Origin of the sequence: Butyrivibrio sp. AD3002 (assembly GCF_000420905.1) — a bacterium.
Classification (GTDB): domain Bacteria; phylum Bacillota; class Clostridia; order Lachnospirales; family Lachnospiraceae; genus Butyrivibrio.
Window position 1 is genome coordinate 21,632 of the sequence record NZ_ATVV01000026.1, and the last position, 22,962, is coordinate 44,593.

The 22,962-nt window shown below is 42.9% G+C and carries 26 protein-coding genes; 4 read left to right on the plus strand and 22 right to left on the minus strand.

Going from position 1 to position 22,962, the window contains the following annotated elements:
• Nucleotides 1–20: 20 nt before the first annotated feature.
• The 3 genes from G596_RS0115870 to G596_RS0115880 all read right to left on the minus strand — a co-directional run bounded on the left by G596_RS0115870 (nucleotide 21) and on the right by G596_RS0115880 (nucleotide 2,190).
• Complete coding sequence (locus G596_RS0115870; RefSeq protein ID WP_022762812.1) at nucleotides 21–446, minus strand: ion channel; 426 nt, start codon at nucleotides 444–446, stop codon at nucleotides 21–23.
• 78 nt (nucleotides 447–524) lie between these two features.
• On the minus strand, nucleotides 525–722 hold the full coding sequence (locus tag G596_RS25000) for a hypothetical protein (RefSeq protein ID WP_155829316.1): 198 nt from the start codon (nucleotides 720–722) through the stop codon (nucleotides 525–527).
• A 187-nt stretch (nucleotides 723–909) separates the two neighbouring features.
• On the minus strand, nucleotides 910–2,190 hold the full coding sequence (locus G596_RS0115880; protein WP_022762814.1) for a hypothetical protein: 1,281 nt from the start codon (nucleotides 2,188–2,190) through the stop codon (nucleotides 910–912).
• Nucleotides 2,191–2,423: 233 nt separating this feature from the next.
• Between G596_RS0115880 and G596_RS0115885 the strand changes: the two genes are divergently transcribed.
• Complete coding sequence (locus G596_RS0115885) at nucleotides 2,424–2,870, plus strand: ATP-binding protein (RefSeq protein WP_022762815.1); 447 nt, start codon at nucleotides 2,424–2,426, stop codon at nucleotides 2,868–2,870.
• Complete coding sequence (locus G596_RS0115890; protein ID WP_155829318.1) at nucleotides 2,798–3,808, plus strand: ATP-binding protein; 1,011 nt, start codon at nucleotides 2,798–2,800, stop codon at nucleotides 3,806–3,808. Before G596_RS0115885 ends, G596_RS0115890 begins: the two co-directional genes overlap by 73 nt.
• Before the next feature lie 4 nt (nucleotides 3,809–3,812).
• On the opposite strand, the gene G596_RS25895 is transcribed toward G596_RS0115890, so the two are convergent.
• The 12 genes from G596_RS25895 to G596_RS0115950 all read right to left on the minus strand — a co-directional run bounded on the left by G596_RS25895 (nucleotide 3,813) and on the right by G596_RS0115950 (nucleotide 14,568).
• Nucleotides 3,813–4,160 carry a PspC domain-containing protein gene (locus tag G596_RS25895; RefSeq protein WP_022762817.1) on the minus strand — a complete coding sequence of 116 codons (348 nt, stop codon included), beginning with the start codon at nucleotides 4,158–4,160 and terminating at the stop codon, nucleotides 3,813–3,815.
• A gap of 17 nt (nucleotides 4,161–4,177) precedes the next feature.
• Nucleotides 4,178–4,432 (minus strand): hypothetical protein, encoded by a 255-nt coding sequence (locus G596_RS0115900; RefSeq protein WP_022762818.1) that lies wholly within the window; start codon nucleotides 4,430–4,432, stop codon nucleotides 4,178–4,180.
• 125 nt (nucleotides 4,433–4,557) lie between these two features.
• Entirely contained in the window at nucleotides 4,558–4,773 is a 216-nt protein-coding gene (locus G596_RS0115905; RefSeq protein WP_022762819.1) for a DUF2614 family zinc ribbon-containing protein, read from the minus strand.
• 295 nt (nucleotides 4,774–5,068) lie between these two features.
• On the minus strand, nucleotides 5,069–6,367 hold the full coding sequence (locus G596_RS0115910) for an ABC transporter substrate-binding protein (RefSeq protein WP_022762820.1): 1,299 nt from the start codon (nucleotides 6,365–6,367) through the stop codon (nucleotides 5,069–5,071).
• 78 nt (nucleotides 6,368–6,445) lie between these two features.
• Entirely contained in the window at nucleotides 6,446–9,025 is a 2,580-nt protein-coding gene (locus G596_RS24040; RefSeq protein ID WP_049944871.1) for an ATP-binding protein, read from the minus strand.
• 189 nt (nucleotides 9,026–9,214) lie between these two features.
• The gene (locus tag G596_RS0115920) at nucleotides 9,215–9,640 is read right to left on the minus strand and encodes a hypothetical protein (RefSeq protein ID WP_022762822.1); all 426 of its coding nucleotides are present in this window, start codon (nucleotides 9,638–9,640) and stop codon (nucleotides 9,215–9,217) included.
• 24 nt (nucleotides 9,641–9,664) lie between these two features.
• Nucleotides 9,665–9,922, minus strand: a complete 258-nt coding sequence (locus tag G596_RS0115925; RefSeq protein WP_022762823.1) for a hypothetical protein — start codon at nucleotides 9,920–9,922, stop codon at nucleotides 9,665–9,667.
• Nucleotides 9,915–10,070, minus strand: coding sequence for a hypothetical protein (locus G596_RS25005; protein ID WP_022762824.1), 156 nt, complete (start codon nucleotides 10,068–10,070; stop codon nucleotides 9,915–9,917). Before G596_RS25005 ends, G596_RS0115925 begins: the two co-directional genes overlap by 8 nt.
• 5 nt (nucleotides 10,071–10,075) lie before the next feature.
• Nucleotides 10,076–12,568 (minus strand): glycosyl hydrolase 53 family protein, encoded by a 2,493-nt coding sequence (locus G596_RS25620; RefSeq protein ID WP_155829322.1) that lies wholly within the window; start codon nucleotides 12,566–12,568, stop codon nucleotides 10,076–10,078.
• 190 nt (nucleotides 12,569–12,758) lie between these two features.
• Nucleotides 12,759–12,980, minus strand: coding sequence for an HPr family phosphocarrier protein (locus G596_RS0115940; protein ID WP_022762825.1), 222 nt, complete (start codon nucleotides 12,978–12,980; stop codon nucleotides 12,759–12,761).
• Nucleotides 12,981–13,121: 141 nt separating this feature from the next.
• Nucleotides 13,122–13,937 (minus strand): nitroreductase family protein, encoded by an 816-nt coding sequence (locus tag G596_RS0115945; RefSeq protein ID WP_022762826.1) that lies wholly within the window; start codon nucleotides 13,935–13,937, stop codon nucleotides 13,122–13,124.
• Between the two features lie 76 nt (nucleotides 13,938–14,013).
• A complete protein-coding gene (locus G596_RS0115950) occupies nucleotides 14,014–14,568 on the minus strand; it encodes a DUF3990 domain-containing protein (RefSeq protein ID WP_022762827.1) in 555 nt (184 codons plus the stop codon).
• A 226-nt stretch (nucleotides 14,569–14,794) separates the two neighbouring features.
• Here G596_RS0115950 and G596_RS0115955 point away from each other — a divergent pair, with 226 nt between their 5' ends.
• Nucleotides 14,795–15,574 carry a hypothetical protein gene (locus tag G596_RS0115955; RefSeq protein ID WP_022762828.1) on the plus strand — a complete coding sequence of 260 codons (780 nt, stop codon included), beginning with the start codon at nucleotides 14,795–14,797 and terminating at the stop codon, nucleotides 15,572–15,574.
• A 106-nt stretch (nucleotides 15,575–15,680) separates the two neighbouring features.
• Here the strand turns inward: G596_RS0115955 and G596_RS25010 are convergent, their stop codons facing one another.
• The 5 genes from G596_RS25010 to G596_RS0115980 all read right to left on the minus strand — a co-directional run bounded on the left by G596_RS25010 (nucleotide 15,681) and on the right by G596_RS0115980 (nucleotide 18,135).
• A complete protein-coding gene (locus G596_RS25010) occupies nucleotides 15,681–15,833 on the minus strand; it encodes a hypothetical protein (protein WP_022762829.1) in 153 nt (50 codons plus the stop codon).
• Nucleotides 15,834–15,880: 47 nt separating this feature from the next.
• On the minus strand, nucleotides 15,881–16,105 hold the full coding sequence (locus G596_RS0115965; protein ID WP_022762830.1) for a hypothetical protein: 225 nt from the start codon (nucleotides 16,103–16,105) through the stop codon (nucleotides 15,881–15,883).
• 139 nt (nucleotides 16,106–16,244) lie between these two features.
• Entirely contained in the window at nucleotides 16,245–16,580 is a 336-nt protein-coding gene (locus tag G596_RS0115970) for a DUF3795 domain-containing protein (RefSeq protein ID WP_022762831.1), read from the minus strand.
• Nucleotides 16,581–16,762: 182 nt separating this feature from the next.
• Entirely contained in the window at nucleotides 16,763–17,785 is a 1,023-nt protein-coding gene (locus G596_RS0115975; RefSeq protein WP_022762832.1) for a DNA/RNA non-specific endonuclease, read from the minus strand.
• 134 nt (nucleotides 17,786–17,919) lie between these two features.
• Nucleotides 17,920–18,135, minus strand: a complete 216-nt coding sequence (locus G596_RS0115980; RefSeq protein ID WP_022762833.1) for a hypothetical protein — start codon at nucleotides 18,133–18,135, stop codon at nucleotides 17,920–17,922.
• A 309-nt stretch (nucleotides 18,136–18,444) separates the two neighbouring features.
• On the opposite strand from G596_RS0115980, the gene G596_RS0115985 reads away from it, so the two are divergent.
• Nucleotides 18,445–19,671, plus strand: coding sequence for a hypothetical protein (locus G596_RS0115985; RefSeq protein WP_022762834.1), 1,227 nt, complete (start codon nucleotides 18,445–18,447; stop codon nucleotides 19,669–19,671).
• Nucleotides 19,672–19,925: 254 nt separating this feature from the next.
• Here G596_RS0115985 and G596_RS0115990 read toward each other — a convergent pair whose 3' ends face one another.
• Both G596_RS0115990 and G596_RS0115995 read right to left on the minus strand, forming a co-directional pair.
• Nucleotides 19,926–22,490 carry a heavy metal translocating P-type ATPase gene (locus tag G596_RS0115990; protein ID WP_022762835.1) on the minus strand — a complete coding sequence of 855 codons (2,565 nt, stop codon included), beginning with the start codon at nucleotides 22,488–22,490 and terminating at the stop codon, nucleotides 19,926–19,928.
• A gap of 11 nt (nucleotides 22,491–22,501) precedes the next feature.
• Nucleotides 22,502–22,846, minus strand: a complete 345-nt coding sequence (locus G596_RS0115995) for a metal-sensing transcriptional repressor (protein WP_022762836.1) — start codon at nucleotides 22,844–22,846, stop codon at nucleotides 22,502–22,504.
• Nucleotides 22,847–22,962 lie beyond the last annotated feature (116 nt).

Sequence of the window (22,962 nt, forward strand, 5' to 3'; positions counted from 1 at the left end):
CCTTATAAATATCCATCATACTATTTGTTTTTATTCCCGCTTAACCTTTTTTGCTCTTCCAATTCATCTTGATAACCTGCAATTATGATTCCTGCAGGAAGCGCCACAATAGCTATTCCTAAAACAGCAGAAATCATAGTAATAAGCTTACCAATTGAGCTTGTTGCATAAACATCCCCATATCCCACAGTAGTTAATCCACATGCAGGACATATTGTTTGAAATGCCTTTAGCACTTCTCCGCAATGAGGACATTTTCTAGCTATTTCTGCTGCTTTTTCTTGTTCCGCAAACTTTTGATTTTCCTTTTCTCTCTCTTTCTCCTGTCGTTCACGAGCAATATTTTCGCGAGTTTCTTTAGCAGTTTCACCTATCGTTTGAGCAGCATCACTAATTCCCTGCGATGCTTTACCAATAGCTTTTCCAACTTCATTCAAAAATGCCATCTTGCACCTCCGAATTTTTAGTCTCCAAAACATAAAAAGGGCTAAAACAAGCCCCATAATAATTATAAACTCCATACTTTATATATTTATAAAATTCATCTTAAATTTCAGATAATTATATCTCATACCACTGAAAAAAGCCGGCGTCATTCCGCCGGCTTTTTTCAGTGTCGCATCCCTTGGCTTAGGTGAAAAATTCGCCGCTGCTGTAGATGATTTTTTTATTGTGATACCATCGGGTGAAGCGTGCGCCGCCCTGGATATCTCTCCCCTCAAACTGAACCGCAGGACCTTGGCCTTCGCTCCGGTAAAGCATCGCTACCTTCGCTGGCTGCTTCGTCCTTTTGACATCGGGCCTGCCTCGATAAAGCGTCGCTACCTCGGCTGCCCTTGTCCTTTGTTCTGATATCATCATACTCCTTGAAATATCACACAATTATCACACACTATACATGATGCATTTTTACTGGCGAGGCAGCCGGTGTTTCGGTCTGATATTGGGAAAAGGTCCTTCCATTTTGTAAGAAATACCCAGGTCGTCCATGACTTCACAGAAAGCGTTCACATATTTTGTATCTCTGATCAGTTGCATAAATGATAGGAAAATCTTATCTGACATGGACAATGCCTCCAGTAGAAGATGTCCGTCCACCATCGCGAAATATGACTCTATATAATCCGCAACTTCTCCAAAGTCAGCCCAGCCTGTATAGTTCGATATAAAGGTTCCGTGCTGAGCCTCCTTGCCCTTGGAGGGGTCTTTTTGTGCATAAGCAGCTATCTTGTTCTTCTGACCGGATATCTTATCTATTTCCTCTAAAAAGTCAAAACGCTTACGAAGTTGGTAGTTACTTACGGTTGGATCAGTCTGAAGAATTATCTGGCTGCGGGTGTAGGTTCCAAGCTTATCAATGTCATAGTCAAAATATTTCCTGTCATAATCTATATGTACATGGCTTAGCAGATCATGATAACTGCTTGGAAGCCCAATGTCAGCACCCGGAAAGTGAGCTGTCTCGCCCCCAATAATCTTATATTTGTCCGGAAGAACTTTGTTAAGCGCCATGGCTAAGGTCATGAGGAAAAAAGCCGCGACACTTGAATCATTGTGCTTGGCAAAAGCCATAATATCACTCTGTTCAAACGTAAACTGATAGTAAATTGGATCCCGCATAAAAGGATTGAACATACCATTTAAGTAGTCCAGCAGCATTACAACAGGATTTTTACTCTTGTATGTATATATGGGCTTTTCATCAAGAAGCATATCTATGGTCGGTTCATCTGTTTCTCCGGGAAGAAGCTCACTGTCAGGTTTTCTAATGCCCGGCGCATCGGGAATAATGCTGTATTTATCGGCAACATATTGATACAGGGTAGTCTGGATCCAAGGCATCATGCCTTTTCCGCCGCACATAGAATGGCTTATGTTAAAAAAGATATCCCTTCCCTTGCAGTCCAAATAAAGGAGATGCCTGTTCACTTCTTCGCTGCAAAGATCCGGAAGCTTTTCCGGTGTCTCAAGCACCACAACATCTCTTTTATTTGGGATAAGATCGTATCCGCCATCCTCTCCGAGAGCCACTTCTTTTGCAAAGTATTGATAGCGCTGCATAGCTGTATTGACGGACTTTCTAAGTACATCAATATCTACTTCATCTTTCATTGTCACCCTTACTCTTATACAAAATGAAAAAATCTTTTCACTTGAGTAAAGCCTGTATGTGTCAATACTATACTTCATGAGCCTATTCCCCCTCGCACCTTAAAGTTGTTTCCTAAATTTTACTATATTCCGTTAGGCATCAATCTTAAATTTGTATAAACAATGTACATATAAATTTCCGGACATAGTCCTGTCATTTTATAACTATTCTTGCTTTTTTACGTCAGTATATAGACAATAATAATTAACCGAAATCCATTTCGCCGAAATCCTTTTCGGTGAAATCCACTTTGGTAAAAGAGAGGACTGTCATGAAGGACATTTTCAGGGGAAGAACTACAGAACTTACGATACTTGATAAAAAATATAAGCAGGACGGATTCGTTATGACTGTCCTCTATGGAAGACGAAGGATTGGAAAGACCAAACTCATAAACAAGTTCATAAGCGAACATGATTGTAAGAGCATATCCTTTACATCCGTAGAACGCGGTGAAACTGAATTGTTGTCATTGATGACGGAATCGGTACTTACTGCGCTTGCTCCTGATATGCTTGGAGATATCAGCTTCAACAGTTTTGAAAAGCTCTTTGATTTTGTCGGAAAGAGAGCTGAAAATGAGCGAATCATCTTTTTTATTGATAAATATCCATATCTGGAAAACCGTGTCCCTATATCCAATCTGTGCTTCAAAAAGAGATTGATACAAAATGGAAAAACGGCAAGATGTTCTTCATACTCTGCGGCTCTCTCGTAAGTTTTATGAAGGATGAAGTTCTTGCTGAGTCTGCACCTCTTCATGGAAGAAGTGATCTTGAACTTAAACTTAAGCCTTTCAACTATCTTGAGACTGCCGAGTTCCTTGATGGATATTCAAATGAGGAAAAAGCCATCTGCTATGGCCTCTCTAACGGTGTGGCAAAATACATTGAGCAGTTCAATACCTCTGAGAGCCTTGAGGACAATATCATTGAACAGTTCTATTCTATTGGTGGCTATTTTTCAGAAGAGCAGATAAAGACTGTTGTGACAAGCGACAGACAGAGTCCGGCGATATACAATTCCATTATTTCCGCTGTTGCCACCGGTCATACAAAGAATAGTGAAATTGCTTCCTGTGTCGGGTCTGATGATGTGACCTATCCGCTGAAAGTTCTGACGAATGCAGAAATACTTGAGAAGAGAATATCAAAGAAACCCTATTATGTTCTGAATGACAGTATGCTTGAATTTTGGTTCCGTTATGTAAACAGAGCTACCAGTCTTATCAACGCTGATAACGGCGAAGCATATTATAGGGCAAACGTTAAAGATCATTTGCATGATTTCATGGAAAAAATCTTTGAGAAAATGGCAAAGGAATACCTACTGATGCATGCCGGACAGGATGCTCTACCACTTCTCACTGAGATTACAGACTATCAGGATTCTGTTCTTGATGAGGACAGAAAGCAAAAGCAGATCGAGATAGATCTGCTTGGAAAAGATGGAAAGAACATAAAACTTATAGGCGAATGTAAATTCAAAAAAACCCCATTTGAAAAAAGTGATTATGAAAATCTTATGGATAAAGTAAAATATCTTCCTGCTACCAATCCTATATTATGTATTTTTTCACTTGGAGGCTTCTCAAAGTATGTGAAAGAACATGCCACAGATTGTAAGCTAATTGGAATTGACGATATGTACCTATAATAAATCATCTATCTCCATCATAAGGATTAAATCCAATCGGTTCATCACTCTCATACTGCTGGGCCTGCTGATAACCGGCAGGCTCATCATCCACAAATGTGGCAGTACTATCGACTACCCTGCTATCGTCATAGGACCTATCGTTATAGGACTTATCCTCGATATACTTGGGGTCATCATCCATAACCAGTGCTGCTATGATATACGCAGGGATTCCGATTCCCGTAAAGAATACCGCGAGCCCCATACCGATTCGAACCCATGTGGGATCAATACCAAAATAATCAGCTATGCCGCCGCATACACCGAACAACTTTTTATCATGACTCTTGTAAAGCTTCTTTTCATTCATAATCTATACCCTCTTTCTTATTCTGATATTTCCTTCAGTATCGCTGCAGCCTTCTCACTCCCATGCTTTGCGGCATAAGAAGCCCACTTCTTAGCTTTTGCGAGGTTCGGCTTTCCCTCATAGGTTCCCTTAAAATATGCTTCAGCTACCTGCTCTGCTGCCTCTATGCTTCCTTTTCCTGCCTTGTCGATCAGATCAAGCAGCGCCAGCTTCTTTTCATCAAGTATGATTTCGTCCTTCATTTCTGTTCCTTCACTTCCTTCTGAAAACATTACTGAACTCCATTATACACGAATCTTTCCCCAAAAGAATACCCTGACCATCTCTGATCAGGGCATCTTTGGTTATATAGAATTAGGAGTTTTAAAGAAGAATTGCTCTTCTTGTTTGTATTTTATCAACCATCAATATGGATATTTTCATGGCAGTGGCTGCATGTAACATCATCCAGCATAACATCTACTGTTGTGTTTTCATGGCAGTGAGGACATGTTATTTCCATCATCTGTGACTTAGCCTCAGCTACCTTCATGTTTGTAGCAAAACCAAAACCTAAAACGATTGTCATTACTGCAACTACCATTGCGATTCTTTTTACAAATACCTTCTTCATAGCTACCACCCCTGCTTTCTGTTTCTTATGGTGATATATTACCAATCCTTATATCACACTTTTATCACAACAAACTGTAAAGCCGATACGATTCACTTATTCTGTATCGTTTTACACTTATCTGATAAGAATATGATATTAAAACCGGTCGATATTATGTATATTCAGAAACGCAATATGGCACGCTATAATTTTCCAATTTGATAAATAAACACGGAGTTACGAAACTTACTAGCAACTTCTCTTTGTTATTGAACGCTCATCTGTGTTTTAGATACTTTTTCTATTTCCTCCTTCATTCCTCCGGAATATTTCCGTACGCAGCAACAGCCTCATCCACTGTCATGGTTCCGTTGCCGACTGCATATATCGCAGCCCTGAATTGTCTGACCGCAGGATCCATAAGGCCGGTCTCCTTGTCGCTGAAGCTCCTGTCTGTAGGTATATCCGCAAGTGACGAATAAAGTTCATCAGTCGAAAAATCATCTATAGGTGTGATCAGGCGCTTGGACGCTGCCATGTTACTGAGCTCTTTCTTGCTGATCAGGAATCTCATGAATTCGTTGGCCATGTCGAGATTCCTGCTGTTTTTGTTAACTGAAAAGCAAATGCTGATGGAATTGATGAAATAACCGCCATCGTCACCTGCAGCCGCGGTATAGAATCTGTACTTAAAAGGATTTGCGGTAAAGGCATCGGATTTGCTCTCTCTCTTGCCCGTTCCCGAAACCACATCACCTGTGGCAAGCATCATAGGTACATCGCCCTCGAAAAATCGCATGATAACCGCTTCATATTCGTCGGTTATCTCCTCCTGACATTTTGCAATATCTATGCAGTCAGAGTTAACAAATTCAGAAAGCCTCTCAAGAGCAGGCCTCATCATCTCTCCCGATGCCGACTCCAAATTATTAAGAGCGTCGACTTTATCACTGTTCTTCATTACATCATATGCAAACATCGGATAGGCAAAACAGTTAAACAGTCCCGATCCGCTGAACACGTCAGGTCCCATCACGGGAGATTCATAGCCTGCAGCTTTAAGCTTGGCACAGACATCCATAAGCTCCTTAAAATTATTCGGAACCTTCAGCCCTTCTTTTTCAAAGATATCCATGTTGACAAGCATTCCATAGGATGTAGTGAAAATCGGAAGCATAACAACATCGCCCGAATCCGTTGTTCTTATCAGAGAATCCCTGATGCATGAATAATCGATACCCACGGAAGAGTCGGAGAAAACCTCGCAAGCTTCAAACATGGCATCATACTTTTCGTCACCGATCATCGAGCCGTTTGTAGTGAAAATATCCGGCGGCTCACTGCTTACGAGAGCGCTGGGGATGACATTTTTATAATCATCCATCGTTACATACTGAAGATTGGCGTTCGGATAGTATTCGTAGAAGCGCTCAAATTCTGCTTCAAGCGACTCAAAGTTACCGTAACTGCCCGCAACGGTTAATGAGAACTCAGTATCCTTGTCGTACTTCGGAGCAAAAGGCGCGTCCCCTTTCTTTGGGCTGCCACAGCCCTGTAAAAGAAGCATAATGACCATGCCCAAAGAAACTACCATTCTCAAAGTTTTTTTCATAAGAATTACCTCTCTTCCGGACCTAAGAGCACTCCACTTGCGGAAGATTCCTTAGGTCAGTCAATAGTTATTCACATCCTACAGATCATTTAAAGGTTCCAGCTCTTTCACCAGCTCCCTGTATCCGGAAATCAGTTCGCCAAGATCTTTATCCAGTCTGTCTGTATCGCCGTCGTTTCCGGCCTTCTCAAGCTCCGCGGCAAATTCGGAGAGCTTCAGCGCACCTATCGCCCGGAAGGAACTCTTAAGCCCGTGAACCTTTACAGTTGTGTTTTTGATATCTCGCTCAGCCCAGAATTTCTCAATTTCTTCGGCCTTCTTATCCGCACTGCCAAGGAACGTTTCAAGAGCCATAAGATAATCCTCGGCATCGCCGCAGTAATCCATACCAGCATCTGCGTCGAGCCCCTTTATTCCATACAGAAAATCCGGAAGCTCATTCTCGTCAGCATCGCCATTTTCAGATGCGATAGTCACTTTATCCTCCGGAAGATACTGCAGCAGCATCATCTCCAGCCGCTCGGCATCAATAGGTTTCGTGAGATAGTCATCGAATCCGGCATTTGTGTACATCTCGCGCATACCGGATATCGCGTTGGCAGTAAGGCAGATTACAGGAACCCCCATATTAGGTGTATCGGTTATTTCCTTCATCTCCATGAGTGTCTCTATACCGTCTTTATCCGGCATCATGTGATCCAGGAAAATTACGTCATAACTCTTACTTCTAAAAAGCGATATGCATTCATCACCGCTTTCCGCAGTATCTATCTGGATCCCGGTCCTCTTAAGCAGGTTTACAAACACCGTGAGATTAACAGCAGTATCATCTACCACAAGTACTCTCGCATCCGGTGACGTGAACTTTTCATGATACTTATTAAGCATACTTGATGAACGTCTGAAGGCCTCCTCGTAATCGCCGATTGGATCCCATTTTACGACCTTCTGCTCAAGTTCAAAGGAAAAAACCGAGCCCTTACCATATTCGCTCTGAACCTCAAGTCGACTGCCCATCATATCGAGGAATCTCTGAACGATAGTCATTCCAAGGCCTGTTCCTTCGATGTTCCTGTTCCGTTTTTCCTCAATACGCTGGAAAGCGACAAACAGTTTATCAAGATCTTCGGGTTTTATGCCTATGCCGGTGTCAGCTACACTTACTCTGAGCATGACCGCATTCGGCTTGTCCTGAAGCTTGTTCGCCTTTACGGAGAAGGTTATGCCTCCCTCCTTGGTGTATTTAACTGCATTTGAGAGAATGTTGATGATGACCTGTTTGATCCTGATCTCGTCTCCGTTAAGGACCATAGGAATATCTTTGTCTACGTCCAGCTTAAAGAAGAGCCCTTTGTCTTCTGCCTTCTTTTGAACCATGTTTATAAGGTCATTTAGAAGCGAAACAAAGCTGTAATCAACATTGATTATTTCCATTTTTCCCGCTTCAATTTTGGAAAAATCAAGAATATCGTTGATGATGCCAAGGAGCGTACTTCCCGCAGTTCTGATGCTCTCCGCATACATTCTGATATTGTCATCTTTGGAATCCCTTAGAACCATCTCGTTCAAGCCAAGTATCGCATTCATCGGCGTACGGATGTCATGGGACATGGTGGATAGGAAGTTGGATTTGGCCTCATTTGCCTGATTCGCCTGCTTCGCAGCCTCTGACAGCTCGCGGTTGTAGATCATCATGACAATCGAATTGAATATTAAAAGAACTAAAAATCCAAGGGATGCTATGCCAAGAAGCAGCCAGTCTATCGAACGGTTTGCCTCAAGATCTTTCGCCGGAATATACGCCAGCAGAACCCATGTCTTCATAGTCTTAAGAGGCGTATAAGATAAAATGCAGTCCTCTTTCTTAAAGTTCTTGATAGTCATGGTTCCTGTGCCACTGGCTATCTCTTTGGTCACATGCTCATATTCCTCTGCCGTGGCCGCATTATATGACTTGTAGTACTCAAAGAAATTGCTGTTCTTAAAGGACTTTCCATGAACGACGTAATTACCTTTCTTGTCGACGAGACTTATCTCAACATTCTCGTACTCACCCTTTAGGAAAACAAGCTTTTGCTCAAGGCGACTCAAAGGAACAACGCGCATCAAAAGACCTTCCTTTGGCGCACCTCCCTCTTCTTCAAGAACAGTAACATTATTTAAAAATGCAATGGACTGCACTCCGTTCATGGGGTTTGTGTAGGCTCTTGTCAGACTGACAGTGCCGTTTGAATCGCTCTCACTTTCTATGTTGTCAAAGATATTTATATTCTTGTAAGTAACCGAATAGTCACTTGGATCAGACACTGTGGGCGTTGTAGAGAGACCTTCCCGTCCGGGACTGTCAAGAAAGATAAGGTGCCCCTCTATCTCCGAAGAACTCTTAGCCTTCCTGATATAGGATACAGCATCCTCTGCTGTCATCGGGGCGCCATCTTCCGCTGAGCGATTGATATAATTCGCCCAGACATCACAAAGATGCTGTTCATCCTCAAGGTAATTGGTGATGATCTGATTTGTAGTCACGGTCATCTTTTCAAAGGCAATAATCTCATTCTTGTTGCTCTCTTCTGCCTTAGCGTTCGCATACCTGATGATAAAGAACAGAATAAATCCCATTATTAAAAGATTTATTGTTATTATCAGCCCTCTTTTCACCTCTGACCCCCTGTTGTCAGGAATATGCATTAAGCCCGTTCAGGCCATAAAATCTCCACATTACTCATAGTTAAAGTATTGCAACAAATACTGTACAAAACCATTATCATTCTATAAAAAAAGGATAAAAAAAATAGACCTTCCCGCCGGGAAAGGTCTATGGGCTGCTTGCATATATTTAATTCTCCATCAAGTCTTTTTGATGAATTTGTTTGAGCACCTGGGGCATCTAATCTCAATTCTGCCCTTTCCGCGCGGTACTCTTATCTGCTGATTGCACTTTGTACAGATATAATATCTGCTCGTGGAACGGTCCCTCCATTGCATTTTCATGAAGTTCACACGTTTTCTCGGCAGTGATGTGACTTCAAGAAATTTCCGATTTTCAGCATGCCTCTTAGGTATATTCTTTGATATGATTCTGAAAATAGCGTAGGCTGCAAGTCCCACCCACATGAAGTAAATTACTGTGTTATTAAAAAAAATGTTTATAAACATCAGAATTACTGCCAAGGCGCTGCAGGTTTTCACAAGGGCATCCACACCGTTTCTTCCATAAAGCATCTGTGCCATCTGCATCTGTAATATATATTTTAATTGGTTCTTTCTGTCCATAATAGCCTCTTACAATTATTCACTCTAGCGCGAAAATCTCGTGCTCTTCCACTTACCGCTCAGGTAGTAACTCCATGTTATCATGAATCCGAGGCCAAAGCCAAAAATTCCGTTCCACCAGATGATAGTATGTCCGAAAATATCGCTGTAGCGGAACAGATATACAACTACAACTCTGATGCCCAGTGCACAGGTTGCAACAATGGTCGGGATTCCGCTGTGGCCGGTTCCCTGGAATACTCCAAACAGTGGGATGTACATGGAAAGCACTATATTAATCAAAGCAATCCTGCACGTCGCTGCACTGTCCCCCACTGCACGCAGTATGGATGAAAAGATGTTGCAAAAGTGATCCTGCAAGAACCGGAAGGGAGAACTTAAGGATGTGTTTCCAGGGAGCTCCCTCCGTCATTGTCTTTGTTATTGCCATGTTTTTTACTTAACCGTTATTTTGCACTTTGCTTTAAATTTTCCGTCCTTGGTCACTACTGTTATGGTAGCCTTTCCTTTAGATACGGCAGTAACTTTTCCGCTCCTGCTAACTCTAGCGACCTTTTTGTTGCTGCTCTTCCAGGTCACATTTTTATTTGTTGCATCAGTAGGCTTGACTGTTGCCTTGAGCTGATACTTATTGCCAACCTTCAGAGTCTTCTTCTTTTTGTTAAGCTTAACCTTAGTAACCTTTACCTCAGTCTCCTCTGCGGGTGTATCCACTGTGGGAGTTTTATTCTCCTGGATTCCGGTTGTGCCTGAAGTCTTATTTTCTTCAGTTGGTGCATTTTCGGATTTACTATTGTTTTCAGTTTTATCTTTGCTTTCAGTAGTCTCTGTGGTAGCTGAATTTTCCTTGGGTTCTTCCTCACTATTTTCCTGGATATTGCCTATCCTTGTCAATGCAAAATCATCCCATGCTCCCCAACACTTTGCAGAGGCTTTAGTATATGCGCCAATTGTCAGCTCTGTACTATCCTCCTTGATCACAATATTGCTTATCGTAGGATTAGTAAACTCCTGCCAACCATTTAGCGTAGTAGCTTCTGATATTTCCTCACCGTCAAGGATTGCATAAAGCTTGAATTCATCACTCTCACCGGCATCCCCGCCTTCTAAAAATACGGCAAGGCTATATATACCTTTATCAAGAGTAACTGTCTGCTTAATATCGAAATCGAAAGCGGTTCCGTACCAGAACTTCATGCACCACTCACCCGAGTGGGTATTTGAAGTATCCTGTTTTATGGCAATTTCATTTGTCTCTACGCTGGGTGTTAATTCCCATCCCGTATTTCCTTCTTCAAAGCCCGGATTAACAAGGTAGTTTTTAGCCTTTATTTCCAGTTTGCAGGTTGTTTCCACCTGTTCACCGTCAACCTCCGCCGTTCCTGTGATTGTGTACTCACCGGCGCCGGCATTCTTCGCAGCGTCCAATTCTTCGCTGTTCCATACAACCGTCACTTCTTTTGAAGTATTGTCGTTGTATTTTACCGTAACTGTTTCAGGCAGTTTTATCTCTTCTCCATATTCTGCAGTGATCTTATCTGCACTGATTTCTGTTATCTTAAGTTCAGCCTTCGCACCGGTTCGCATATAGCTATACATTTTTGCGGATGCCAGAGGATGTCCTGTAAAGTCAAACCATGCCTCATTTTCAACAACAGCTCCGCCACCGCCGCCGCATCTATTCACATCCTTGTCATAGCCGGCTGCATTGTCTGATGCCCAGCCTGTTCCGTAGGTTTCCCAGTTCTCCTTATTTGCAGCAAGGAATTCATCCTCGCCAAGTTCATCCTTTTTATCCTGGTTAACCGGAAGCCATGCGGGTTCCCAGTAAAATACGCCAATACCACCAGTCGCTGACGCAACTGCATTAACTACCGCCCTTACCGAGTCAGCCTGTCCCTGAGGTGATACATCAAAATTGAAGGGCTCTTTTCCCCCATCATAGTCGCCCTGTGATTCTGTATTTTCACAGCCATCTCCGTCCTCAAGTGTATATACATAGGAGGTCTCTGCGACCATAACTTTCTTTCCATATTTTTCAGCAACTTTGCTAAGTTCGATGTTCAAATTATCAAGAGTTCCATGCCAGTAAGGATAGTAGGAAGATGCAAATACATCATAGTCAACACCGCCATCCTCAAGCATTTTTGCATATCCTGAATATCTGCCGCTCTCAGGGTTAGTGAAATGGATTGCTACGAGTATGTCCTTTCCTGTTTCTTCCGATATCTCCCTGACACCTTCAGCTCCTGCGGCAAACATTTTCACCATACCGGCGTTCCCGCTCTCTCCGGCAATTCCGTTATTAGTCTCATTTCCAACCTGTACCATGCCTACGTCGACACCGGCTTCAAGAAGTGTGTTAAGACTTGTTTTTGTATAATCCTTAAGTGCTGCTGCCTTTTCATCTGTCCCCAGATCTGCCCACGCCTTGGGTGCAGTCTGCTTTCCGGGATCAGCCCAAAAATCAGAATAGTGGAAATCTATGAGAACTCTCATTCCCGCATCTGTGACCCACTGTCCAATTCGTTTAGCTTTTTCAAGGTCGCAGTTCCCTCCTCCATAGCCGTTTCCATTCTCATCGCAAGGATCATTCCATACGCGCAGACGCACAAAATTAACTCCGCAAGAACTAAGGAAATTAAAATATCCCTGGTCATCAAGTTCCTCCCCTTCATAATTGTAAAACTTTATACCACCATTTTTCAGTGCGATATAAGAACTAACATCGACACCGGTGATAAAATCCTCATCACATCCGGGCACCTTTTCAACGAAAATTTCTGCATCGACCGGAGTTTCTTCTCCTGTAATTTCATTCTCTTCTGCAGCACATGCAGATGTTCCGATCTGTGCCAATGCCACCAGTGCCATGACGGTGACGCTTATCCCCCTTGTCACCTTTCGCTTTAAACTATCCTTTCTCACTTTATACCTCCCTTTTTGCAATACCCTTTTTTGCGCAAAAGTTGCGCAACCGATTGCGCAATCAATGTACTGTTAGTATAGCATTCAAAGAGTTGGTATTTCTATCGGATTAAGTCACAATAATCCTTCTGAAAATTTTGTTGAATAATCACAAAAAAGGCAGCATAAATTTGCGCAACTTGCGCAACTTTTATGCCACCACATGCTCTGCAAGATAATTCTCAAAATCCTGATTATATCCTCTATAGCTAACCTTAAGCGGATATCTGAAATTCATTCCAAAAACTCCAAGTAGAGACTTAGCGTCTACAGTCAGATGATTGTAGGAAATATCTACGTCAAAGTCGCATTTTGAAGCTGCTCTTACAAAGTCCTTAACCTGATCTGGACTAAGCCTGATTTTCTTACTCATTTCCTTCGTACTCCTTTCAACCCGGAAACAATTGATTTCAGCATCTTGAAACAGAGTGTACGATATGCATGAGTGTTTTTATATCAAATATCTGTCATTTTTAACAATTTCTTTATGTCAGGTAAATCGTACGATCGTAAATCATATCTTATAGGTTGCCACATAGTCCATCTGATCAGGTGCAGTGATTGCCGGAGCCTGTACAATTAGTTCAGGTGCCTTGCCCTCAGAGATGAGCTGGCTTTCGAAGTGGTATATAGCAATTCCGACATCTATCTTCTGAAGATCATAGTCGGGAGTCGTGAAGCCCTTGTCATGCTTTTCATAAAAATGTGCCTTGTCTCCGGCAATTACAACTCGCCAGGGCTGCTTGTTTACAGCTGAAGGTGCAATCCTTACCGCCTCGAGAGCCTCGTATAAGCCATGCTCTTTTGCATACTCCTCGCTCATGGGTGTGCCAAAATCTCCCACAAAGAACAGCTCCTCAAATTTGTGGCGGAAATCAGCCTTCACACCTTTTCTCATGAGTGTCTCTTTTACAGACATCCGCTTTGCTGTGGTGCCGAGCGGACTTATGCAAGGCATGAGCTCACCCTCTCCAAGACCGGACGCCGCTTCAAACTTTTCTCTTGGCATGGTTCCGCCAATCCATACAGTTCCGAGCCCCAGCTCATGAGCCTTCATCAAGAGCTTTTCAAAACTGTACCCATAAGCTTCCTCAACATGCTCCTGATTACTTGTCACCGCGCTCACATAGACCTTCTCACCGGAAAGCACCGGGCTTGAAAGCTTGTTTTCCTCTGCGTTCAGGAATACAAATCTAATCTTTGCTCCATAAGGGTTCTCGATATTTTCAGCAAACGTCTTCAGTTCATCCAGGACCTGCGCGCTCGGCATATTTCCATCAAAAGTTCTTACGCTTCTTCTTGTCTTTGCAAGTTCTAAAAAGTTGCTCATTTTTCTAATGCCTCCCATTCATTAATATTTCAAACTATTTCCTAAAAGCTTCTTCCTGATTTCAAAAAATCTACGCTTACTCAAATTCCTTCATCGCTTTCGCGAACTCCGCCTGGAATTTTTCGTTATCCTCAAGGTATTTCTTCCGACTGATTTCAATTTTCTCTTTTCCCAAAATCTCAGAAGATACAAATCTCAAATGCTCGACTGCCTTCTCGCTCTTAAGGACTATCTGCCTTGAAAAATCGCCCACCATCAGAAGCTTCATCGCCTCTTCTTCGGACAAGAATCCACTGGTGATGATGCCGAAAGTTTCATAGATCGTATCATTTGCTATAGGCCCGATGATCAGATCGTAGTCCGCAAAGACATCCGGCTTTACTCTTCTGTTGGCAAAAATATACTCAAACCACTCGCTGTTTCTTTCAAGAGTTTTAATCTTCAGCACGCTTTCATCAAGCTCATAACGATTGATGATTATGTCTGAACCGGACTTCTCCCTGACCCATCTGCATGCAAATTCAGGATCATCGGTAGTATAGAAGCCCTGCCCAAAGTCGGCATTTTTTCTGCCAAAATGGACATCCGGTTTTTCTATTGTCACATAACCCGCGTGATAGAGAGTGATCATCGCATTACCTCATCTGAGATTATCAACATTGTCACGGATGATTATACCACATTTAATATTTATTGCAATTAGATTGTTTACAATTGTAATCTATCATAGAATACTGAAAGGGAGAATCCATCGAAAACATAAATGTCTAGGCGAGATTTTTAGGAAACGCGATTTGCTTTTATCGATATTTTCTGCTAGAATTTCACACGATTGCATTTAAAGGAGGGTATTTATAATGAAATGTATGAAAAAAGTCATGGATTTGGTGCTTGCGGGGATAATGAGCATCACACTCGCACAGCCGATTGATGTTAAAGCAGCAAACACTATAATATCTTTCGGTACAGAGTACACGGAAACTAACAACGCGGGTACTTGGAATTATAACTCTGCATATAACAATTTACCGGATGAAGAAAACTGCAGAACCATCAATGCTGAATCTGCCGGACGTATTACAATCACCGGTAGTTCAAATGAAGATGTTAGAATTTTTCTCTATGATAGTTACGGCGGATCAGAAATTCAGAACCACTCAACAGACAAGGGCAGATTCACTATAGCTGCCAATGTTACAGCCGGTGCACATTACCTGAAGTTTTGGGACGTTTTTCACCACAATAGTACTATAAAGTACAGCGTAACCTTCACTCCCAACAAGATTTTCACAACAAAGAAAGGCCTTGCATTCAATAAGGAAAATACAGAATACTTAGTGGATTGCACCTACAATACCGCAACAAATAACCATAAGTCTACAGAGAATTGCCGTAAGGTCGTAATATCCGGCAAGAAGAAAAGGTTGAAAATTACAGCTTATGCTCTGGGCGATAGTAGTTCCGATGTTCGTATATATGTATACAATAGCAAGGGCAAGAAGGTTCTCGCCAACTGGTCTGTAAGTGACGGCAAAAGATCCACAACAATTAAAGTGAAAAAAGGCACTTACTATATTAAGTTCTGGGAGTGCTTTGGAAATAATACTGAGTTCCACTACAAACTGAAAGCAAAATAATTGACAGGTTTTGCCTCAAAGAAAAGGAGCTGTTGCTTTAGATGATTAAATCAAGTGCAACAGCCCCCTTTTTAACATTCATTTCACACTTTTCCCAAATAAGGGATCAAGTGGTAATAGCTACGTTATCAGCAAATCTTATAAGCTCCGCCTCGATTCTGCTGTAGTCCGACGCATTCAGGCTACCGAAGGGTCTGTGATAAGATGCTGTATTTATGATACCGAATTCTTCCATTATACTTTCAAAAATATTACGCATAACCTTCTCCCTCCAATCGTGAATTCTCTATACCCTTTATCGGTTTATCAACCGTCAATGTGAATATTCTCGTGGCAGTGACCACACGGGGCATCATCCTTCATTACATCAACTGTGATGGTCTCGTGGCAGTGAGGGCAACTGATCTCCATCATCTGCACATTTGCTTCCTCTGCCTCAACCTTGATATTCTCTCTATTAAAAGCGCTTCCTGATACAAGTGCTACAACTGCAAGTACCATTGCGATTCTTTTAAACATTGTATTTTTCATATCCATCACCTCTCGTTTCATCTTATGCTGTTATCTTACCAGTACCAATATCACACATATATCACACTGTTTTCATTTATAAAAACGAGACATGGTGAGAAATATCTTCACATTTTGGAGGTTTTTATTTTTTCCTTCTTTACGCCTCCATTAGTCTCTGTTTAGCCTCAGGGTTGTTGTTGATGATCATCCCAACTTTGGAACAAGCCTTCATATCTGAGCAAGAACCACAGGTCTCCATCTTCCTGCCCAATGCGCATTGTCTGATCTCACAAAGTGACTGGCAAAAAGGTGTCTTAACTCCTGTAAGTCTGCAGCCAACGCAGTTTATCATCTCGGGAGTGATATCCACTCCATTTAACTCGGTCCATTCCTTTGCTACCTTTTCTCTTAGTGAATTGTCATCATTAACTGTAGCAATACGAGCTTCACACTGTTCACAATCCAGTCCGCAAAAAGCAATAAAATCTGTCATGACACACCCTCCTATGAATAGTCCCCATTTATAATTGGTATTATTTATGTATTTAATGTATCAGACATAAAAAAACAGATTCGCATCCACACGGATTTGAATCTGTTTTACACTGATTTATCAATCATAATTTATTGCTCGGGGACCAGTCTGTAATTACCAGAGATTTCATTTGCATGTTCTTAGGGATTACACCTCTGGCAAGGCCTAAAGCCCTGGTCTATGGCATCATCTCTTGTCCCTTCCAGATATACCTTATTTTTCTCCTTCATATCGTTTACACTGTCACATTCCGGTCTGTGAAACACGTGAGAATTCCTGTTGCCGACATAAGAATAAGAAATATCATCAGGTATCATTTTTGAAGTATTATCTGTAACTTCTTTTTCGCCATAATCAGGAATTCCCTTTGTAGTATCATCACCGATACCCTTCGTACCACCATCTGGCACTCCTTTTGTGAAATCCTCCAGGCTTGTGAAGTTGTCGTCTTCTTCAATTTTATTGCTGCCATCCTTGTAATCAATGACCACTCCGGGCTGTACATTGTAGCAGTACACGTTAAAGCTTACGCCTCTCCCCTTATCCTCTACAGAAAGCGCCTCTATCCGGACACCGTCACACAGGAGATTGTCTCCCGAAAATATCGGAGTAACCCTGTACATCACATGATACCCGGTGCTGCGAACATAATCCCCAACCTCATTTTCATAGGGAATCATGGCCTCGTTCATGCACCTGGTGCCGGTTATCAGATTCTGCACATTGGCATTTTCTCCGGTCAGCTGATATGCGATCATATGGCATCTGTTATACAGAAACGGAGGATCAGTATCCACAAGTCCGGGGTATTTATTCTGCTTCCAGCCTGTGGGTTTGACTTCGGCAATGGACTCCCTCTCCTTGGTCGGCATAAGGTCCTCACCAATACACGCCATGGCGGGAGTACACCTTCCCAGCTCATCCAATTCGCCGTATCTCTCATAAGATATGCTTGTAATCTCCGACGAAGCGAATGAAGGAACATTATTATTTAGTATGATGGTCTCGGTCCCGCTGTACGCAGGAATAACAATAGCTTCATCTGTCGCAGCCTCGCTATTCGCATTTTTGCACATGCCAATAACTGATACTGAACACATGAAAATAACCAGTACCACCACAGCAAACAGCCATATTCTGTTTTTCTGGAAAAAGCTCTTCATTTCCCGTCCTCCCGAATTCTGCGGAAACGGCCTAACCTCTATATACTAAGTGCCTCAACATACAAGATCCCTCTATATACAAGATATCTCATTCTGTCCCGAACAAGTATGAAATTTTCGTGAAATTATATCCCCTAATAATCCTCGCCAAATAATATCTCCTGAAGTTCTTCCTGAGCATACGGAATCCTTGGATACGGCTTACGAAGTTCAAGGCTGAACATCCATAGATGCAGGGCAATAAACCCCAACAAAACTTTCTTAAGCGCCAGATATACCGCCCACCAACTACACCCAAGTATTGTTAACGGTATTTTAAAGAATTCGGCCAGAGCAAAAATTGGATCCATAAAGCACCTCCTGTGTTCTAAATACATGATATTTTAAAACCATCCTAGGTAACAAATGCATTCTAGGGAAGGTACAAATCCATTCTATCATTTTTACTGTCCAATTTATAGTACATTTATCATCTAGAGCTAAAAATCACCTAATCCTATCACCAATTTAGTGTTATAATATCTTCCCGGGAAATCATTGATTTCCAGCAGGCATTTAAAGAAAAGCTAATTTTATTAGCAGGCATTTTTGACAAGCTATTTTATTAACACGCTTGTAATTAAGTAATATCAGGGAAAGAATTTGGGAGTAGTTATAAAATGAGAAACAATTCATCCGATGACTGGAATGCAACAATACTCATCATCTGGATTATATTCATGGGCATATCGCTTGCCTCAGCTATGGTTGACGGAGTTAATCTGGTCTCAAACCATAAAATCTTTGAGGGCATTGTTTCACTGGCAGTGTTTTCGATAGTAGCATTTTACATCATATATTCATCTTTAAAAAACATGTTCCCCTCACTTCTATCCGGGGAAAGAGCCGGACAGCAAAAGGAAAAGTATGACAAATTTCCTCACTTCGGAAAGGAACTGGACAACGAGAAGGTCTCGATGATCATTGAAAAATCCACTTTTTCAGACTATGTGACCAAAGATGGTGAGACGCTGAAAAACGTATGCGTCAGCGACGATAACAAGTGGATATGCATCCTTGGGGGATATCTGCCGGCGGACCTGATCTGCGGCTATAACGCGAAGAAAAATGAGCTTCTGGCGATAGACGGCGCGGCAATCAAACTCCCTTTTAAGGCGAAGATGCCTCAGATTCGAAGGGATCTTGATGCATTTTTCAAAGACAGGGGCATATACTATAAGTCACTTCCGAAAAACGCAGAGGACAGCTACTACAAGGCGCGCCATACCTTTGGTCTCTACATCGACAGAGAGGACTTCGGAAGGGTCCGCTATCTGTGGGAGAAGGACCTCGCCAACGAGGATAATGAGTATTTTACATCTGATAAAAATGGGAACAATTGCAGAGCGTCTGACGAGCGAGACATAACTTTCGCGATTTTCGAACGGGTTCTCTCTGACAATGATATCTTGAAACTTGCTGAGAATGTGCGCGGCGGCAGAACTTCGCTTTCGCGATTCCTGAATTTTCAGAACTATCTAAACGAATTCAGCGCGTGCAACTGCGTAGAACTTCTTGAAAAAATTGAATATCCCGCAAATGCTGCGGGAATAGATTTCCTTTTCGACTGCCTAGGAGATGTGGATGAGGCCTATTTCAGGCCTGCTGTAGCGGCTCTCCAGGGATATCCCAGACAGGCAGTGACTATGAAAATCGAGGAGAAGGTGAAGCTCGCCTACGAAAACTACGATGTGGTGGGCCTCGCAGGGCTTATGTTCCTGGCAAAAGAAATCGACTACACCATCGAGTACATCGCCCAGATGCAGGAGCAAAAACCGCTTCAAGAGCATGGTTTATCGCAGGCTCAGAATTCACCGAATCTTCACACTTTGCCCACAAAATTTTAGTTTCATTTTAGTATTCTCTATTATCATAAAGAACATCAAGAGGAACACAAAACCTCTTGGCAAACCCCTTTTAGAAACTTTTCTTCATAACACAAGCTGCCGGATTTAAAACAATCCGGCAGCTACCCCTCTAAAATTCAGCTGCAGAAATGCAGCTTTTACCTCTATACAAGTGTTTACACCTTTGAAATATAATTACAACTATTTACACGTTTTATATGAGTAAATGTCACTAAGCCTCTATCTACGCTCAATTACATGATTCCAACATACTCATATCCGGCTTCCGTAACAGCAGCCTTAATAGCAGCCTCATCCACGTCCTTGGAATTTGTAATGGTTACCAGATTCTCCTCGTGGGAAGCTACCGCTGATTCTATTCCGTCAATTGCCTCAAGCGCCTTCTTTACGTGAGCCTCACAGTGCTGACACATCATTCCGTTAACCTTAATCTTCATCTCTTTATTCTCCTTTTCTTTTGTATCATTTTCCTTTGTATCATTATCAACCCGAACTTCTTCTGATTGAATAATTCTATAATCAACAGCATTTTTCACGGACTTGTCCCTCGAGCCGTCATGAACCTTTATCCAGTTAAGTCTAAGCGCATTCGATACCACGCAGAAGCTTGAAAGTCCCATTGCTGCTGCCCCGAACATCGGATTGAGCGTCCATCCGAAGGCTGCCACATAGCATCCCGCAGCAAGAGGGATTCCGATCACATTATAGAAAAATGCCCAGAACAAGTTCTCGTGGATATTCCTGATAGTTGCTCTCGAAATTCTGATGGCTGCTGCAACGTCGCGGATACTGCTTTTCATAAGTACAACATCAGCTGCATCTATGGCGATGTCCGTTCCTGCCCCGATGGCAATTCCAACGTCAGCGCGGGTTAGGGCCGGTGCGTCGTTTATTCCATCACCCACCATAGCAACCTTACCGTGCTCCATGAGCTTTTTGATAACAGACTCTTTCCCGTCCGGCAAAACTCCGGCAACAACCTCATCCACACCTGCCTGATCCGCAATTGCTCTTGCCGTGATCTCGTTGTCACCCGTCAGCATCACCACATGTATGCCCATTTTCTTGAGCTCGCTGACGGCCTGCGGTGTATCTTCCTTTATAGTGTCAGCTACAGCAATTATTCCGGCGAGCTTGTTATCCTTTGTGAAAAGAACCGGCGTTTTACCCTGGCCGGCAAGTTCATTCATGTGTGCAGCGGCGCTTTCCGGGATATCTGTGATAAATCTTGCATTTCCTCCCGCAACTGCCACTCCGTCAAGCTTCGCCTTCAGTCCATTTCCTGAGAGCGCCTCAAACTCCGTTGTCTCCCTGAGCTCCACCGCCTTCTCTTTTGCGTAATCAATGATTGCCTTTGAAATAGGATGCTCACTCTTGGATTCCAGCGCATAAGCGACTGTCATCAACTCTTTTTCATCAAAACCGTCTGCCGGAATTACATCGGTAACCCGCATAATTCCTGTAGTAATCGTACCTGTCTTATCAAGCGCTACTATCTGTGTTTTTCCGGTAAGTTCCTGCACTGCTGCCGTCTTGAACAAAATTCCGTTTCTGGCACCAACACCGTTTCCGACCATTATCGCCACGGGAGTTGCAAGTCCCAAAGCGCACGGACAGCTGATTACCAGCACCGATACGGCTCTCGCAATCGCATAGCCGAAGGTCTGCCCGACGAGCAGCCACAAGATAAATGTTATAAACGCAATACCGATAACCACGGGTACAAATACGCCTGAAACTCTGTCGGCAATCTTGGCAATCGGCGCCTTGGTTGCGGCAGCGTCACTGACCATTCGTATTATTCCCGCAAGCGTGGTATCCTCGCCGACCTTTGTGGCCTCGCACACCATATACCCCGAAGTATTGATGGTTGCAGCTGAAACAGTATCTCCTGCCTGCTTCTCCACGGGAACGCTTTCTCCCGTGAGTGCGGACTCGTTAACAGCGCTCTCGCCCTCTTTCACAATACCGTCCACGGGTATGCTGTCTCCTGGCCTTACGACGAACCTGTCTCCGACCTTCACCTCATCGATCGAAACGGTTCTCTCTTGGTCGCCATCAAGGATAACTGCCGTCTTGGGCGCAAGCTTCATAAGGGCTTTCAACGCGTCTGTGGTCTTACCCTTTGACCTCGCCTCAAGAGTTTTTCCTACCGTGATTAGTGTCAGGATCGTAGCCGCTGATTCAAAATAGAACTGATCCATGTAGTGCATTACCAGCTCCGTGTTCCCGGCCTTCACCGCACCCGTCATGGCGAAAAGTGCGTAGACACTGTATGCAAAAGAAGCTGTCGCTCCAAGGGCCACCAGGGTATCCATGTTCGGCGACCTGTGAATAAGCCCCTTAAAACCGCTGATGAAAAACTTCTGATTAATCACCATGATAAAGCCCGCTATCAGCAGCTCATACAATCCCATCGCCACATGGTTGCCGTCAAGAAACGGCGGAAGCGGCCAGTTCCACAGCATATGTCCCATCGAAACATACATGAGCGGTACCAGTAAAATCAGCGAAGCGATAAGTCTCTTCTTAAGTACAGGCGTCTCTGTATCCTTCAAGGAATCCTCGTAGTTATTGGCGGTAGCACCGGATTTTGCAGCACTTTTAACACTTGCACCATAGCCTGCTGCCTCTACTGCCTTAATTATTTCTTCCGGAGATGCGCTGCCTTCAACGCCCATCGAGTTTGTAAGAAGACTTACAGCACAGCTCTCAACCCCGTCCAGGGCATTTACAGCCTTCTCAACTCTCGCCTGGCATGCGGCGCAGCTCATTCCGGTTACATTATATTGTTCCATTTTTCACCTACTTACTTCATGAGCTTTTGCAGTGTAACCACCAGCTCGTCAATAATCTCATCGTTACCTTCACGAATGTTTTCAGTCACGCAGGTCTTCATATGATTTGCTAAAAGAACCTTATTAAAACTGTTGAGCGCACTTGTAATCGCAGACACCTGCACCAGGATATCCGTGCAATATGCGTCGTTCTCCAGCATCCCTTCAACGCCGCGAACCTGCCCTTCTATCCTTTTGAGCCTGTTCATAAGATCTCTCTTTTCCTTATCGTCTCTGTCCTTATGCTTGCCTGAGCAGTGCGGACAACTGCCTTCCATTTCTTCTATTTCTTCCATCTTGTTTTCGTTCTCTGACATATATTTCCTCCATAAATGATGGTTTTTCATGATGCACAAATACCCCACTAGGGTATACTGGTTTTTCTCCAATATATACCCTGGTGGGGTATCTGTCAACTTAATTTATGCAATCC